Genomic DNA, 17,629 nt, shown 5'->3' on the forward strand with positions numbered 1-17,629 from the left:
GCTTACTCGATCCGCTGCGCCATTTCGTCGAGATCGACGCCCTTCGTTTCGGGAAAGACCGCCGCGACGACGACGAACTGCACAACCATCGCGGCGGCGAAGATCGCGAAGGGCGCGCCGGGTGACCAGGCGACGAGCACCGGAAATATCCCGGCGATCAGCGCGTTCATCAACCAGTGCGTGCTGGCGCCCAGCGCGCTGCCGCGGGCACGGACCGGCGTCGGGAAGATTTCTGAAATATAGACCCATATGACCGCGCCCTGGCTGGTCGCGAAAAAGGCGATGAACCCGATCAGCGCGGGCAGCATCAGGCCGGTGCCGAGCGCGCCGAACAGCACCCCGGCCGCGGCGGCGAGGCACAGCGTCATGCCCGCCGCGCCGGCGAGCAGCAGCGTCTTGCGCCCGAGGCGGTCGATCAGCGCCATGCCGGCGAGCGTGAAGACCAGGTTGGCGACGCCGATCATCACGGCTTGCCGGTCGGGCGACAGCGACCCCGCGCGCGCGAAAATGTCGTTCAGATAATAGAGGACGGCGTTGATGCCCGCCAGCTGGTTGAACATCGCGATCAGGATGGCGAGCATCATCGGCCGCCGGTGCCGGTGCCACGACAGCTTCTCGCCCGGCGGATCGCGTTCGAGCGCCTCTTCGATCCGGTCGAGTTCGGCGGTCGGCGCGCCGATGCGGGCCATCGCCATGCCTGCTTCGTCGCGGCGTCCCTTGGCGAGCAGCCAGCGCGGGCTGTTGGGGATCGCGAAGAGCAGGATGAAGAAAAGCAGGGCGGGGGCGGCGGTCACCCCGAGCTTCCAGCGCCAGGCCGTCTCTCCACCGACCAGGCCCGCGATCGTCGCGTTGCTGAGATAGGCGACGAGGATGCCGGTGACGATCATCAGCTGGAACAGGCCGACGAGGAAGCCGCGGTGCCGCGGCGGGGCGATCTCGGCGATATAGACGGGGGCGAGGACCGACGAGCCCCCGATCGCGAGCCCGCATATGAAGCGAAAGGCGAGGAACGAGGTCCAGCCCGGCGCGAGCGCGCAGCCGAGTCCCGCGACGAAATAGAGGATGGCGAGCACGCGCAGGCTGTCGCGGCTGCCGAAAGCGTCGCCGGGCTTGCCGGCGAACAAGGCGCCGACCAGCGTCCCCCACAGCGCGGCGGAAACGGTGATGCCCAGCGTTTCGGGGGTGAGGGCGAACAGAGCGGTCAGGTCGCCGGTCACGCCCGCGATGACCGCGGTATCGAACCCGAACAACAGGCCGGCGAGCGCCGCCGTTCCGATGGCGGCGGCAAGGACGCCGCGACGCGGGCTGACTGAAGGATTTTCTCTGGAAAATGCTGGGCCGTCGGGCTTGCCGGTCATCGTCTCTCTCCCGCGGGATCGAGCTTGGCGCTCGTCCTCGTCGATCGCCGGACATGCCATAAATGCCGAATTGATCAAATAAATTAATTTTCATTATTATCTTGACGCCGACGGCGTGGACGGGGCAGGCTGTAAAAAATCGGCCGCCGGGATGCGTTCCCGGATGTCCGGCAAACCGACCCGGAAGGACGGGCGGAGCTGTGAAGGAGGGGTTTGGTGCCAGCGATCTTGCTTGCGACTCACCGGGTGGAAAAGCCCTGGGGGCGGCGTGAATTGCGGGCCCCGTTTGGCGATCCCCCGGCGGGCGGCGAACCAGTCGGCGAAATATGGTTCCAGACGCCCGGCGACGCGGCGCCCGATCTGCTGGTCAAATATCTGTTCACCAGCGAAAAGCTGTCCGTACAGGTCCACCCCGACGACGCGCAGGCGCACGATCGCGGATTGCCGCGCGGCAAGGACGAATGCTGGCTGATCCTCGGTGCCGAGCCCGGTTCGACGATCGCGCTCGGGACGAAGGCGCCGGTCGAAAAGGCGAAGCTGCGCGACTCCGCGCTCGACGGCAGCATCGAGCAATTGCTCGATTGGAAGCCCGTCAAGGCCGGCGATTTCTTCTACGTCCCTTCGGGCACCGTTCATGCGATCGGCGCCGGACTGACGCTGATCGAGGTGCAGCAGAACAGCGAGACGACATACCGCCTCTACGATTATGGCCGCCCGCGCGAATTGCATCTGGACGACGGCATCGCGGTCGCCGACCCACGGCCCTACACCGCCTATCCGTCGCCGGGCCGGGTCGCCGACGACCGCGAGATGCTTGTCGACGGTCCGAAGTTCGTGCTCGAACGACTCGCGGGCGGCGCGCGGACAATCGCGCTTCCTGACGGCGTTACGGCGTGGCTGATCCCGGTGGCGGGCAACGGGCTCGCCGACGGCGTCGCCTTCGAAGCGGGCGAATGTCTTGCGCTCACGGGTTCGGTGACGATCGCCGCCGATGCCGGTGCCGACCTGCTGCTGGCCTATCCGGGGGAGGGGCGCCTGCAATGACCGCGGCGGCGCGCAGCCAGCCGCGCCGCACAGACGCGTAACCAACGACAAGACTACAGGGAAGAGGGTCGCAATGGAAAAGGGAATGGGTTCGAACCGGGTGCAATCGCGCGCGCGAAGGGCGGCCGCCGCGATGGCGTGCTCGGCGGCGATGCTGGCCCTTTCGGCGGCTGCCGCCCAATCGCCGGTCGATCTCGCCAACCCGCTCGTCGGCACCGCGCCGCTCGACGATCCCGCGGTGATCGGCAACGCGCCGCCGCCGGGCGAACCCGTCTATTCGGGACAGACCTCTCCGGGCGCGCGGCTGCCGCACGGGTCGGTCGAGGCGGCGCCGGTCAACAACAATATCGAGCTGCTCTATCCGAACGGCGTTCCCGTTCCCTATTATTACACCAACCCGACGATGATCGGTTTCACCGGCGGTGGCGGCTCGACCTATGGCGGCGGCGCCGAGCCTTTCATCATGCCCGTGGTCGGCGACTGGTCGCCGCCGCCCGCCTACAGCCAGTCATACTATGACAAGTCGCGCGAAAAGGCGTTTCCTGGCTATTATTCGGTCTATCTCGACAGCTTCCGCACGCAGGCCGAACTGACCGCGACGCGCTGGGCGAGCGTGATGCGCTTCACCTTCCCCGAAAGTCAGCGATCGAACATCATCGTCAACCTGCCGCGCCACGGCGGCTCGGTCGAGGTCGTCGGCGACCGCATCATACGCGGCATATCGAACGACAAGGACAGTGCCGACGGCGGCTATTTCGTCGCCGAATTTTCGAAGCCCTTTGCCGCGCTCGGCACCTTCCGCAAGGCGCCCGGCGACAATGAAGGCTGGGGCATCGGCACCAGCGACGTGAAACCCGGCGGGCGCGAGATGACGGGCAGCTACGCCGGCAGCTATGTGACCTTCAAAACGAAAGCCGGCGAACAGGTGCTGGTGAAGATGGCGCACGGCACCAGCTTTGAGCAGGCCACGCAGCGGCTCGCCGCCGAAGTGCCCGGCTGGGACTTCGACGGCGTTCACAAGGCGGCGCGCGATACATGGGCGCAGCTGTTGAACCGCGTGCGCGTGACGGGCGGCACCGACAAGCAGCGCAAGCTCTTCTACTCGACGCTGTTCCAATCCTTCGCCTCGCCGCGGCTGATCGCGCAGAAGGGCGAGAAATTCGCCGACACCAATGGCAAGGTCCAGACCGCGACGCACGACCGTTACGGCCCGGTTCCCTTCTGGGACACGGGGCGCAACCAGATCGTCCTGCTCGAACTGATGGAGCCCGCGGCGGTCCAGAACATCATGGCGTCCGAACTCGCGATGGCGCGCGAGAAGGGCTATATGAACACCTCGTTCCACGGCGACAATGCGGTGTTCCTCTTCCTCGGCGCGTGGGAACGCGGCATCGAATTCGACTACGAAGCCGCCTATGAATATCTGCGCAAGAATGCGACCGATCCGAAGGGGCCGCGCGGCTATCTCGCCGAATATATGAAGCAGGGCTGGATTTCGGACATTGTGCCCGACCATAATCCCAGCCCGCCCTATGCCGGCGGCAAGGCGGGCGCCGACAAGACGCTCGAATATGCGTGGGACGATTATGCGCTCGCGCTCTACGCGAAGAAGCTCGGCAAGGACGCCGACTACCGGATGTTCCTGAAGCGCGCGGGCAATTACGCCAACGTCTTCGACAAATCGATCGGCTTCATGCGCGGGCGCACCGCCGACGGCAAATGGATCGCGCCGTTCGACCCGCAGGAACCCTATTATAATTTCATGATGAAGGAAGCGTCGGGCTGGTCGACGCTGTGGCTCGTCCCGCACGACGTAGAGGGGCTGATCGGCCTCCTTGGCGGGCGCGATGCCTTCAATGCCAAGCTCGACGAGTTTTTCACCAAGCCCTATAATCCCACGGGCATCTGCCGCGACTGCACCGGCGTGATCGGCCAATATGTCCACGGCAACCAGCCCGACCAGCAGGCGCCCTATTATTACAACTGGAGCGGCCAGCCGTGGAAGACGCAGGCGCTGGTACGCCAGATCCTCGAGAAAACCTACGCCAGCGACGCCGCGGGCTATGGCTATCCCGGCATGGACGATCAGGGCGCGACCTCGTCCTGGTACGCGCTTTCGGCGCTCGGCTTCTATCCTGTCGATCCGTCGAGCCAGGATTATATCATCGGCAGCCCGCTGTTCGACGACGCCAGCCTCGACATGGGTAACGGCAAGACGCTGCGCATCGTCGCGAAGGGCAATTCGGATACGAACGTCTATATCCAGTCGGCGACGCTCGACGGCAAACCGTGGAACAAGCCGTGGTTCAGCCATGACGACGTCAAGGATGGCGCGACCTTCGTCTTCACCATGGGCCCCAAACCGAACAAGGCGTGGGGCGCCGCGCCCGGCGCCGCACCGCCTTCGATGTCGCGAAAACGCTGACCTGACGAGCCCCTCGCCTCCGTGTCCTCCGCGGGGGCGCGAGCCCGGGATCCGCCTTCCCCCTTGGGTCCCGGGCTCCCCTCTTCAACAGGAGATACCATGCGCAGCCTTCTGATCACCGCATCCCTTCTTGCCCTCGCGCCGCTTGCGGCGCAGGCGCAGACCGCCGCACCGCCCGCCGACGATGCCGTCTACACCGGCGAGCTGACGACGCGCTGGGGCAGGGAGGTCACCCCTGAAAACGCGTGGCGGCTCTATCCGCGTCCGCAGATGGTGCGCGAACGCTGGGTCAATCTCAACGGTCTGTGGGACTATGCGATCGCGCCCAAGGCCGCCGAGCGTCCGGCGACGATGGACGGTCAGATCCTCGTGCCCTTTCCGGTCGAGTCCAAACTGTCGCGTGTCGCGCGCAAGGTCACCCCCGACGACCGAATCTGGTATCGCCGCAGCTTCACCGTCCCCGCCGACTGGCGCGGCGAGAATGTCATGCTCAACTTCGGCGCGGTCGATTATGAGGCGACGGTGCGCGTCAACGGATCGGTCGTCGGATCGCACAAGGGCGGCTTCGACGCCTTCGGTTTCGACATCACCCCCTATCTCAAGGCCGGCGAGAACGAGCTGGTCGTCGAGGTCACCGACCCGACGAGCGCGGGGACGCAGCCGCGCGGCAAGCAGATTCTCGATCCCGCGGGCATCTGGTACACCGCGGTCAGCGGCATCTGGCAGACGGTGTGGATCGAGCCGGTGCCGAAGCTCCATATCGCCGAGGTGCGCGCGACCCCCGATATCGATCGCGGCACCGTCGATGTCGCGGTGGCGCTCTCGGGCTGGGCTAACGACACCGACGCGGTGCGCTTGACCGCGAGCGCGGGCGGCAAGCCGATCGCCTCGACGATCATTCGCGCCAACCGGCAGGCGACGCTCGCGATCCCGGACGCGCATCTCTGGTCGCCCGACGATCCCCATCTCTATGACCTCAAGGCCGAACTGGTGACGATCGCCGATCCCTATGCGGGCGAGGCCGAGCGCGACCGCAAGGCTTATGACTCGCGCTTCACCGACCACGAAAGCCGCGTCTATGCGAAGGCTCAGGTTCAGGGGGCGCCGCGCGACAGCGTCGCCGCCTATTTCGCGATGCGCAAAGTGTCGATCGGCCCCGGCCGCGTTGCGGGGCAACCCGCGATCCTGCTCAACAACAAGCCGCTCTTCCAGCACGGCACGCTCGATCAGGGCTGGTGGCCCGACGGGCTCTACACACCGCCGTCAGAAGAGGCGATGAAGAGCGACATCGTCTTCCTGAAGAAGGCGGGGTTCAACATGCTCAGGAAGCATATCAAGGTCGAACCCGCGCGCTATTATCACGACGCCGACCGGCTCGGGATGCTGATCTGGCAGGACATGCCCTCGGGCGGCGGCGAGGATCAATATCTCGCCGGCACCAGCCAGTATCAGGCGATTTTCCCTTCGGAAACGCTCGCCGAGCAGCAGAAGCAATTGTCCGAAATGGTCGGCGAACTGCGGGCCTTTCCTTCGATCGTCACCTGGGTCGTCAACAACGAAGGGTGGGGTCAATATGATTCGGCGACGCTCGCGCGCTTCGTGAAGGGGCTTGATCCCTCGCGACTGGTGAACGCCAATTCGGGCTGGCTCGACGTCGCGCCGGGGGCGTCGGAGATGCTCGACATCCACACCTATGAAGACGTGCCGAGGACGCCGCCGCTTCAGACGAATCGCGCGATCGTGCTCGGCGAATATGGCGGCGTCGGCTTTCCCGTGCCGGGCCATATCTGGAAACCGGGCAAGGGCAATTGGAGCTATCAGGTCGCGCAGGACGAGAAGGAATATCTCGTCCGTTTCCGCCGCAAGATGGAAGGCGTGATCCGCCAGGCAAAGGAGAATGGGCTCAGCGCCTCGGTCTATACCCAGACCACCGATGTCGAGGACGAGATCAACGGGCTTTTGACCTATGACCGCGCGGTGCCGAAAGCGCCGGCGGAGGCGCTGGCAAAGATCGCCGCGCCGCTGTGGACGACTCCGGCGCCCGACTGACGGGCATCGGGTGAAAGCGTGACGGCACCCGCCATCCCGGCTTGGGGTGGCGGGCGCTGAGTCGTGCGACGGCTCACCGGGGCGCAATAAACAACGCAAAACTGCGGATTTATGCCGGGTTGGCAACGATTCATCGCGTCGCGCCCCCGGTTTGAAAAATTTATTTTGACAAATTGTTTTTTATATTCTGAGAGAGGCTCAACGGATCGAAGGGTCCGCCGCTCGGTGACCCGAAGGCACCGAATAACGAGCGGGGGCGAACAGCCCCTCGAACAGGGAGGTCGATGTGATGAAGGCAGGACAAATCCATATATCGAAGGCGGCGCGGCGCGAGCGGCTGGTGCGCGAACTGATGCTGAGCGCAGGCGCCATGGTCGCCTTGTGCGGTGCGGGGCAGGCGCACGCGCAGGCGGCGCCCGAAGCGCCCCCGCCGGCTGACGACGCGGCCGAGGCGCCGGGCGACGCGATCGTCGTCACCGGCTATCGCCAGTCGATCGAACAGAGCCTCGAGCAGAAGCGCGAGGCGAACTCGCTGATCGAGGTCATCACCGCCGAGGACATCGGCAAATTCCCCGACAAGAATGTCGCCGACGCGCTGCAGCGCGTTCCCGGTGTGATCATCACCCGCGACGGCGGCGAGGGCAGCCGCGTCAGCATCCGCGGGCTCCAGTCGGACCTGACGCTCACGCTGCTCAACGGCAATTTCATCGCCGGTGCCGACAGCGGCGATCCGTCGCGCTCGTTCAACTATGTGCTGCTGCCGTCGAATTTCATCGCCAGCACCGAAGTCTATAAATCGGCCGAAGCGCGGCTCGAGGAAGGCGGCGTCGGCGGTACGGTGATTCTCAACACCCGCCGTCCGTTCGACCTGCCGGCCTGGTCGGGCTTCGTCTCGGCCGAAGGCACCTATTCGGACACGACGAAGAAATTCGATCCGCAGATTGCCGGCCAGATTTCGTGGAAAGACCCCGAAGAGCGGCTCGGCTTCCTGATCGGCGCGACCTATCAGGAACGCTCGAACCGCGAATTGCGCGGCTCGACCGAAACCTGGCGCTGGTGGAGCGACCGCGACGCGAACGGCGACATCATCACCCCCGCGACCGACGTCAACGGCAATCCTTTCGAAAACGACGACGCGATTTCCTATTGGCCGGGAGAGGGCGTGACCGCACAGGATGGCACGCATTATTCGGGCCATTGGGCGCCGCAGTCGGTCAATGCCGAAGTCTTCTCGCAGCAGCGCAAGCGGCTCGGCATCCAGGCGACCGCACAGATGCGGCCGTTCGAAAATCTGACCGTCACCGCCAATTATTTTCGCTTCGACTACAAGAGCAACTTTCAGAGCAACGTGCTGAAGATCCCCGAATGGGGCTATGGCAATTTCTTCACTGGCCCGACCTTCGACGAAAGCGGCACGATCTTTCAGTCGGCCAATTTCCAGGTTCCGGCCGCGGGGACCGGCTGTTCGGCGAATGCGACGCCCTGCACGATGGAAACGCCGCAGATCGCGGGGACGTACAGCCGCGAAAAGCAGGTGTCGAACACGTTTGAGACCGAAGTCGCCTACAACACCGATAATTTCGACGCGGTGGTGAAGTTCGGCAAGACGAAAGCGACCGGCGGCCCGTCGATGCGCTTCGGCGTCGCAGCGAAACCGCGCCTGACGATCACCGGACAGGAGCAGAACGGCAATTTCCTGAGCGCGTGGGATTTCACCGGCGGCAACCTCAACATGGAATTCTCGCCCGAGCTGCAGGAAAATATCAAGAACGGCGTCGCGCAGATCGACGTCGGCTCGACCGGATCGGGCTTCACCAACAGCGCGATCTCGCAGCGTTATGCCCAGCTTGATCTCGTCCGCCGCTTCGACAGCTTTTTGAGCGCCTTCCGCGTCGGCGGCAAGTGGCGCGAGATGAGCATCCACCGCGAAACCGGCCGCAACGAATGGTATGCCGATCCGGCCACCAAGCTGCGTTATCAGGACACGCCCGCGGGTGCGGTCGCGCGGCCCGAATATTTCTACGACAATCCGATCGGCAACATCGCCGGCGGGTTCGACGCGAACCTGTTCCCGGGCATCAATTTCGAAAATTATCTCGACTATATCAACTCGACCTATGGCCCGTCGGTGCGCGTGCCCGAGCCGAACAACACCTACGACCTCAAGGAGAAGGTGTTCGCCGGCTATGTGCAGGCCGATTTCGAAAGCGGCCCGCTGCGCGGCAATATCGGCCTGCGCGTCGCGCACACCAAACAGTCGGGCGTGACGTCGGACCGCCTGCAATATCTCAGCGACTATTGCGTCGACGGCCCCGGCGGCCCGTTTGATCCCGACGTGCCGCTCGGCCCCGACGGCAATTGCCAGGTGCGGCCGCTCGACGAGCGCGAGGAGATCGTCAACACGCGCATCGATCAGTCGAAGAGCTACACCGACTGGCTCCCCAGCCTGAACGTCGTCTACGAAGTCGTGCCCGACGTCGTCGTCCGCGGCGCGGTCGCCAAGGTGATCGCGCGCCCGTCGTTCAACGATCTGGGGTCGCAGCGTTCGCTGACCTATCGTTCGGCGGCCTATGCCTTCGATCGCGGCCAGTTCGGCGAATTCGAAGGCTGGTCGGGCAGCGGCGGCAACGCCGATCTCCAGCCCTTCTCGGCCTGGCAGTACGACCTTGGCGTCGAATGGTATTTCGATCGCGGCTCGGTGCTCGGCGTCGGCCTGTTCCGCAAGGACGTGTCCGACTTCGTCGTTCCGCTCGTGCTCGACGTGACGCGCGAAGTGAATGGCGAGCAGGTGCTGATCCAGCCCTATTCGACCGTCGCCAACGGGTCGAACGCCAGGTCGCAGGGCGTCGAAGTCTATGCCCAGCATACGCTCGACTTCGGCCTCGGCGCGCAGGTGAACTTCACCTATAACGACACCTCGGTCGCCGACATCACGCTCGATGGCGAGACGGTCGGCAAATCGGCGCTCGTCGGCAGCGCGAAGACGCAGGTCAATGCGTCGGTCTTCTATGAAACCGACAAGTTCCTCGTCCGCGCGTCGTACAACCGCCGCGGCGAAGTCGTCGGCGGGCTCGCCTCGGGCCTCAACGTCTACACCGACCCCTATGAACAGGTCGACATCAACGCCTCGTACGAGCTGATGGACGGGCTGCTCCTCACCGCCTCGGTCATCAACCTGACCAAGTCGGAAGAGCGCCAGCACCTCGGCAACGACACCGACGCGCGCTTCGTCCGGAGCAATTATTTCGGTCGCCGCGCCTATGTTGGCGTATCGTACACCTTCTGATGGGGCTTCGCCTTGGCTCTCCCCCTCGGGTGGCTCCGCAAGGAGCCACCCGCCTCTTTCGGAGAGCGGGCCGGTAAAATGGGGGACGCGAAAATGCGGGTCGGGTTGAAATCGCTGATCGCCGGCGCGGCGCTGGTGACGGGCGGTGCGGCATCGGCCGAAAATCCGATCGTTCCCGGCTGGTATGCCGACCCCGAAATCCGCGTCTTCGGCGACCGCTACTGGATTTATCCGACCTATTCGGATCATGGCGAGACGCCCGACCTGTCCGGGCATTTCAACGAGCAGCAGAAAAAGCTGCGCGAACAGAAGACGGTCCGGCCGTCCTATCATTTCCAGACCTTCTTCAACGTCTTTTCATCGCCCGACCTCGTCCATTGGACGAAACATGACCACGCGCTCGACGTCGAGAATGTGGCCTGGGCCGCCTATGCCGTGTGGGCGCCGTCGGCGATCGAGAAGGACGGCAAATATTATCTCTTCTTCGGCGCCAACGACATCCAGTCCGACGACCAGCTCGGCGGTATCGGCGTCGCGGTCAGCGACCGGCCCGAGGGACCGTTCAAGGATGCGATCGGCAAGCCGCTGATCGATGCCTTCCACAATGGTGCGCAGCCGATCGACCAGTTCGTCTTTCGCGACGATGATGGGCAGCATTATCTCTATTATGGCGGCTGGAAGCATTGCAATGTCGTCCGCCTGGGCGACGACCTGACCTCGATCATCCCCTTTCCCGACGGCACGACCTACAAGGAAATCACGCCCCCCGGCTATGTCGAGGGCTCGTTCATGGTGAAGCGAAAGGGCGTCTATTATCTGATGTGGTCGGAGGGCGGCTGGACCGGTCCCGACTATTCGGTCGCCTATGCGATGGGCCCGTCGCCGACCGGCCCGTTCAAGCCGATGGGCAAGATTCTTCAGCAGGACTTCAAGATCGCGCGCGGCGCGGGGCATCATTCGGTGGTCAATGTGCCGGGCACCGACGACTGGTATATCGCCTATCATCGCCCGCCGCTCGACGAGGACGCCGGCGAGCGGCGCCAGCTCGCGATCGACCGCATGATCTTCAACGCCGACGGGACGATCGCGCCGGTCAAAATGACGAACGAGGGCGTCGCAGCGCGCCCGCTGCCGGCACGAACGGCAAACAGGGGAGAGACGAAGTGAAGACGATCCGCAAGACGATGCTGGGCGCCGCCGCGAGCGCGCTCGTGCTGACCAGCGTCGCCGCACCCGCTGCGCTCGCGCAATCGAGCGCGAACCAGATCGCGCTCGTCGATTACGTCAATCCGCTGATGGGCACCGATTCGAGCTATCGCCTGTCCTACGGCAACACCTATCCCGCGGTCGCGGTCCCCTTCGGCATGAACAGCTGGACCCCGGTGACGGGCGAGCCCGGCAGCGGCTGGGGCTATACCTATGACGGCGAGAAGATCAGCGGCATCAAGCAGACGCACCAGCCGAGCCCGTGGATGAACGATTATGCCGCCTTCGCGCTGATGGCCGAAACCGGGCCGGTGAAGGTCAAGCAGCAGGAGCGCGGCAGCTGGTTCAGCCACAAGGCCGAGGTCGCGCGTCCCTATTCGTACAAGGTCTATCTCGCCGACTATGACGTGACCGCCGAGGTCGCCCCCACCGAGCGCGCCGCGCAGTTCCGCTTCACCTTCCCCGAAAGCGACGACGCGCACATCCTGCTCGACGGGCTCGCGGGCGGATCGATGGTCAAGGTCGACGTCAAGAACCGCCGCATCACCGGCTATGTCCGCAACAACAACGGCGGCGTACCCGACAATTTCCACAATTATTTCGTCGCCGAATTCGACCGCGACTTCACGCTCGCGCGCACTTGGGCCGGCGACAACGCGCCGACGAACGAGCTGGCGCGCGAGGGCGATCATGTCGGCGCGGTGCTGAGTTTCAAGACGAAAAAAGGCGACAAGGTCCATGTCCGCGTCGCCTCGTCGTTCATCAGCCCCGAACAGGCGCTGCTGAACCTGCGCAGCGAAATCGGCAGCGACAGCTTCGACACGACGCAGGCAAAGGCGAAGGCGGCGTGGGAGAAGGAACTCTCGCGCATCCGCGTCACCGATCCGGACCCCGAAAAAATCCGCACCTTCTATTCGTCGCTCTACCGCATGCTGCAATTCCCGCGCGTCTTTTACGAAAAGGACGCGAACGGAAAGATCGTCCACTACAGCCCGTATGACGGCAAGGTGCACGATGGTTACATGTTCACCGACAATGGCTTCTGGGACACGTGGCGCGCGGTCTTCCCCTTCTTCGCGCTGATGTATCCCGAACTCGACAGCCAGATCATGCAGGGGCTGGTCAACACCTATAAGCAGGGCGGCTGGCTCCCCGAATGGGCGAGCCCCGGCTATCGCAATGTGATGATCGGGTCGAATTCGGCGAATTTGATCGCCGATGCCTATTTCAACGGCGTGCGCGGCTTCGACGTCGAGACGCTCTATGAGGCGATGATCAAGAATGCGACGACGAGCGAGGGCCGGCCGAAGGACAAGGCGGGCAAGGTCATCGCCGCCGTCGGGCGCGAAGGCGCCGAATATTACAACCGCCTCGGTTATGTCCCCTATGACGTCGGCATCAATGAAAATGCCGCGCGCACGCTCGAATATGCGACCGCCGACTTCTCGATCGCACAGCTCGCAAAGCTGCTTGGCAAGGACGGTGATGCGAAGAAATATCGCGAGCGGGCGCTGAACTACCAGAAGCTCTACGACAATCAGAGCGGCTGGATCCGCGGCCGCAACCAGGACGGGTCATGGTCGACGCCGTTCAACCCCTATAAATGGGGCGACGCCTTCACCGAGGGTAACGCGCTCCATTACAGCTGGGCGGTGATGCAGGACGTTCAGGGGCTGATGAACCTGATGGGCGGGCGCGAGAAATTCGTCGAGCGGCTCGACGCGATCTTCACCACCCCGCCGATCTTCGACGAAAGCTATTACGGTCAGGTGATTCACGAGATCCGCGAGATGCAGATCGTCGACATGGGCCAATATGCCCATGGCAACCAGCCGATCCAGCACATGCCCTATCTCTATAATTGGGCGGGTGCGCCGTGGAAGACGCAGCATCATGTGCGCGACATCATGGCAAAGCTCTATTCGTCGGCGCCCGATGGTTATCCGGGCGACGAGGATAATGGCCAGACCTCGGCCTGGTATGTCTTCTCGGCGCTTGGCTTCTATCCGGTCGCCTCGGCGACGGGCGAATATGCGATCGGCAGCCCGCTGTTCCAGAAGGCCGAACTGACCATGCCGAACGGCAAGACGCTGACGATCAACGCGAAGAACAACAGCAATGCGAACGTCTATCTTCAGTCGGTCGCGCTCGGCGGCAAGCCGCTAACCAAGACCTATTTCACCCACCGCGCGCTGTCGCAGGGCGGCACGGTCGATTTCGTGATGGGCGCCAAGCCCAACAAGCAATGGGGCACCGCCCCCGCCGACGCGCCCTTCTCGATCAGCGCGCCGTCCAAATGAATTCGGAGATGAACATGACCCTGGGCCGCCGCGAAATCATGGCCGGAGCCGGTGCGCTCGCGCTCGCCGCCGCCGTGCCGACCGCCGCACGCGCCGCCACTGGCTTCGCCAGCAAGCGCCCCGTCCCCGCCGAGCGCGCCTTCACCAGCCCCGCGATCGAGGCCGAGATCGCGCGCGTGAAGGCGCGGATCGCCGACCCCGAACTCGCCTGGCTGTTTGAGAATTGCTACCCGAACACGCTCGACACGACGGTCCAGACGGGCACGCTCGATGGCCGCCCCGACACCTTCGTCATCACCGGCGATATCGAGGCGATGTGGCTGCGCGACAGCTCGGCGCAGGTGCAGCCCTATATCCACCTCGTCGCCAAGGATCCGAAGCTGAAGCGGCTGTTTCAGGGGCTGATCCAGCGGCAGGCGCGCTGCATCCTGATCGACCCCTATGCCAATGCGTTCGACAAGGACCCGACCGCGCCGTCGAAGCTCGAATGGTCGCAGACCGACAAGACCGAGATGAAGCCCGGCGTCGCCGAGCGCAAATGGGAGATCGACTCGCTCTGTTACGCGATGCGCCTGTCCCACGAATATTGGACGCGCACGAAGGACAAGGCACCGTTCGACGAGACATGGTCGCGCGCGATGAAGCTCGCGGTCCAGACCTTCCGCGAACAGCAGCGCAAGGACGGGCCGGGGCCGTACAGCTTTCAGCGTCCCGCGCTCCAGCCGTCGGACAGCCTGATGCTCGGCGGCTATGGCCGGCCGACGAAAAAGATCGGGCTGATCCACTCGATGTTCCGCCCGTCGGACGACGCGTGCCTTTATCCCTTCCTGATCCCGTCGAACCTGTTCGCGGTGTCGGTGCTGCGCAAGATCGCGACCGTCCACCGCGAAGCGCGCGCCGACAATGCGGCGGCGGCCGCCGCCGAGACGCTCGCCGCCGAGGTCGAGACCGCGCTGAAAGCGCATGCGCTGATCGACGACGGCAAGGGTGGGCAGGTCTGGGCCTATGAAATCGACGGTTTCGGCAATTATGTCTTTATGGACGATGCCAATGTGCCCAGCCTGTCGGGCCTGCCGCTGATCGACGTTGTCGACAGGAACGACCCGCTGTTCCGCCGCACCGCCGAACTCGCCTGGTCCGACCGCAACCCCTATTTCTTCAAGGGCACAGCGGCCGAGGGGATCGGCGGGCCGCACATCGGCCTCGATATGATCTGGCCGATGTCGATCATCACCCGCGCGATGAACGCCGACGACGATGCGACAATCCTGCAATGCCTGCGCTGGCTGAAGACGACGCACGGCGGCACCGGCTTCATGCACGAAAGCTTCCACAAGGACGATCCGAAGAATTTCACGCGCAGCTGGTTCGCGTGGGCCAACGCGCTGTTCGGCCAGCTGATCGTCGAGGTCGCCGACAAGCGTCCCGCGCTGCTGTCGCGGCCGCTGTGAGCGGGAGGGGGCGATGATCACGACCAGCCGCCGCCAGCTTCTTGCCACCACCGGCCTGCTCGCGCTCGGCGGCGCGATCCCGGCCGGCTGCTCGCGCGTCGCGGGCGGGGGCGGCGAACTCGCCGTCGGCAAGCCCAACCTTTTCATCGGCACCGGCGGGCACGGCCACACCTTCCCCGGCGCGTCGCTGCCGTTCGGGATGGCGCAATTGAGCCCCGATACGAACACCCACGGCTGGGACGCCTGTTCGGGCTATCACCAGAAAGATGGCTCGATCATGGGGTTCAGCCATACTCATCTGTCGGGAACCGGAATCGGCGACATGCTCGATGTGCTCGTCGTGCCGACGCGGCGCGAGCTGAAGCTCGAACCCGGCACGATCGAAAAGCCCGGCGAGGGCTTTCGTCAGCGCTACTCGGACGAACATGCCGAACCTGGCTATTACCGCGTGAAGCTCGAGACCGGCGTGCTCGCCGAACTCACCGTGACCGAACGCTGCGGGCTGCACCGCTATCATTTCGGGCAAGGGGCAGGGCATATCCTGATCGATTTCGCCCACGCGATCGAGGATGACTGGGACAAGGGGATCGTCGTCGAAAAGGCGTCGCTCGACCTCGGCGACGACGGCACGCTTACCGGCAGTCGGCAGGTCAACCGCTGGGCCAAGGGCCGTCACATCCATTTCGCGCTGCAGATGTCGCGCCGCCCCGACCGCGTCCAATTCTTCGGCGACGACGGTAATCCCGCGCCCGACGGCGCGACGTCGATCAAGGGTAACAAGCTCAAGGTCGCCTTCTTCTTCGACGAGGCGGGCGGCGACCCGATCCTGATCAAGACCGGCCTCTCGGCGGTCGACGTGCAGGGCGCGCGCGATGCGCTCGCCGGTGAAGCGAAGGGCTGGGATTTCGACGGCGCGGTCACGGCCGCGCGCGCCACTTGGACCAAGGCGCTCGGCGGCGTCCGCGTGTCGGGCGGCACCGAGGCGCAGCGCGTCATCATGGCGAGCGCGCTCTATCACGCGCAGCTCGCGCCGACGCTTTTCACCGACCGCGACGGCCGCTATGTCGGGCTCGACCGGCAGGTCCACCGCGCGGAAAAGGGTGAGGAAGCCTTCAGCACCTATTCGCTGTGGGACACCTATCGCGCGCTCCATCCACTCTTGACGCTGATCGATCCCGACCGTGCCGCGCTGCTGACGCGCGACATCTGCCGCCAGACCGCGCAGAGCCCCGCGGGCCCGCTCGTCTGGCCGCTGCAGGGGGTCGAGACCGCGTGCATGATCGGCTGGCACGGCGTGTCGGTGCTCGCCGAGGCGCATGCGAAGGGAATCGCGGCCGACTATGCCGCCGCCTGGCCCAATATCCGCCGCCGCGCCTTCGACCGCGACTACAAGGATATCGACAGCACCTTGGGCCGCGGCTTCTATTACGACCTCGGCTATATCCCGTGCGACGAGGTGTGGGAGTCGGTCAGCCGGACGCAGGAATATGCCTATGACGACTGGGCGATGGCGCACCTTGCCGACGCAGTCGGCGCGAAGGAGGACGCCGCGGCGCTGCGCAAGCGCGCGCAAAATTATCGCGGCGTCATCGACCCCGAAACGCGCTTCGCGCGCCCCCGCTTCAAGGATGGCAGCTGGTGGCAGGATTATGATCCCGTCCAGATCGGCCACAACGTCAAAAAGTGGCGCGACTATACCGAGGCGAATGGCTGGCAGGCGACCTTCCTCAACCAGCATGACGTCTACGGGCTGATCGAGCATTTCGGCGGCGACGCGGCGTTCGAGAAACAGCTCGACGCGCTGTTCAACGCGCCCTCGACCTTGCCCGACAATGCGCCGCCCGACATTTCGGGGCTGGTCGGTCAATATGCGCACGGCAATGAGCCGAACCACCATGTCGCCTATATGTACGCCTATTGCGGCGCGCCCGCGAAGGCGCAGGCGATGGTGCGGCGCCTGCTCACCGAAATGTACAAGAACGACCCTGACGGGGTGATCGGCAATGACGATTGCGGCCAGATGAGCGCGTGGTTCATCCTCTCGGCGCTCGGCTTTTATCCGGTCGATCCGGTGAGCGCGATCTACGTCTTCGGATCGCCGCTGTTCGACGTCGCCGAGGTGACGGTGGGCGCGGGCAAGGCGCTCACCGTCCGCGCCGAGGGCAATGGCCCCGATCGTCCTTACGTGCAGTCGGTGCGCTGGAACGGCAAGCCGTGGAGCAAGAACTGGATCGCGCACGCCGACCTGATCGGCGGCGGCGAGCTGGTCTTCGAAATGGGCGCCACGCCGTCAGCGTTCGGCACCGCAAAGGCCGATCGCCCGCCCTCTTTCGACACTGCTCTCGCATGAGCCCGAAAAAGAATAATTGGTAGCGAAAAGACAATGATAAGAACGGAATCCGTCGTGAAATCTCCCCAAATCCCGCCACACCGGCGCGCCGGATCGATGGCTTCGGCCTTGCATGGCGGTCCGGCCCCCTCCACAAGCCTGACCGACCGAGCGAAGGGGT

Annotated in this window: 9 protein-coding genes; 8 read left to right on the forward strand and 1 reads right to left on the reverse strand. The window is 64.6% G+C overall.

Annotation, left to right across the window (positions count from 1 at the left end):
* Positions 1-2 precede the first annotated feature (2 nt).
* Complete coding sequence (locus tag HDC29_RS04435) at positions 3-1,358, reverse strand: sugar porter family MFS transporter (RefSeq protein ID WP_179494798.1); 1,356 nt, start codon at positions 1,356-1,358, stop codon at positions 3-5.
* 216 nt (positions 1,359-1,574) lie between these two features.
* On the opposite strand from HDC29_RS04435, the gene HDC29_RS04440 reads away from it, so the two are divergent.
* The 8 genes from HDC29_RS04440 (at position 1,575) to HDC29_RS04475 (ending at position 17,469) form a co-directional block, all read left to right on the forward strand.
* Positions 1,575-2,402, forward strand: a complete 828-nt coding sequence (locus HDC29_RS04440) for a class I mannose-6-phosphate isomerase (RefSeq protein ID WP_179494800.1) — start codon at positions 1,575-1,577, stop codon at positions 2,400-2,402.
* Positions 2,403-2,475: 73 nt separating this feature from the next.
* Positions 2,476-4,827, forward strand: coding sequence for a GH92 family glycosyl hydrolase (locus HDC29_RS04445; RefSeq protein WP_257018034.1), 2,352 nt, complete (start codon positions 2,476-2,478; stop codon positions 4,825-4,827).
* 99 nt (positions 4,828-4,926) lie between these two features.
* A complete protein-coding gene (locus HDC29_RS04450) occupies positions 4,927-6,876 on the forward strand; it encodes a glycoside hydrolase family 2 protein (protein WP_179494802.1) in 1,950 nt (649 codons plus the stop codon).
* A gap of 289 nt (positions 6,877-7,165) precedes the next feature.
* On the forward strand, positions 7,166-10,162 hold the full coding sequence (locus tag HDC29_RS04455) for a TonB-dependent receptor (RefSeq protein WP_257018200.1): 2,997 nt from the start codon (positions 7,166-7,168) through the stop codon (positions 10,160-10,162).
* A gap of 93 nt (positions 10,163-10,255) precedes the next feature.
* Complete coding sequence (locus HDC29_RS04460; RefSeq protein ID WP_179494804.1) at positions 10,256-11,329, forward strand: glycoside hydrolase family 43 protein; 1,074 nt, start codon at positions 10,256-10,258, stop codon at positions 11,327-11,329.
* Between the two features lie 17 nt (positions 11,330-11,346).
* The gene (locus HDC29_RS04465; protein ID WP_179497228.1) at positions 11,347-13,668 is read left to right on the forward strand and encodes a GH92 family glycosyl hydrolase; all 2,322 of its coding nucleotides are present in this window, start codon (positions 11,347-11,349) and stop codon (positions 13,666-13,668) included.
* 14 nt (positions 13,669-13,682) lie between these two features.
* Entirely contained in the window at positions 13,683-15,119 is a 1,437-nt protein-coding gene (locus HDC29_RS04470) for a glycoside hydrolase family 125 protein (RefSeq protein WP_179497231.1), read from the forward strand.
* Positions 15,120-15,132: 13 nt separating this feature from the next.
* On the forward strand, positions 15,133-17,469 hold the full coding sequence (locus HDC29_RS04475) for a GH92 family glycosyl hydrolase (protein ID WP_179494806.1): 2,337 nt from the start codon (positions 15,133-15,135) through the stop codon (positions 17,467-17,469).
* Positions 17,470-17,629 lie beyond the last annotated feature (160 nt).

The sequence above is a fragment of the Sphingopyxis sp. JAI108 genome (genome assembly GCF_013410105.1).
GTDB lineage: Bacteria > Pseudomonadota > Alphaproteobacteria > Sphingomonadales > Sphingomonadaceae > Sphingopyxis > Sphingopyxis chilensis.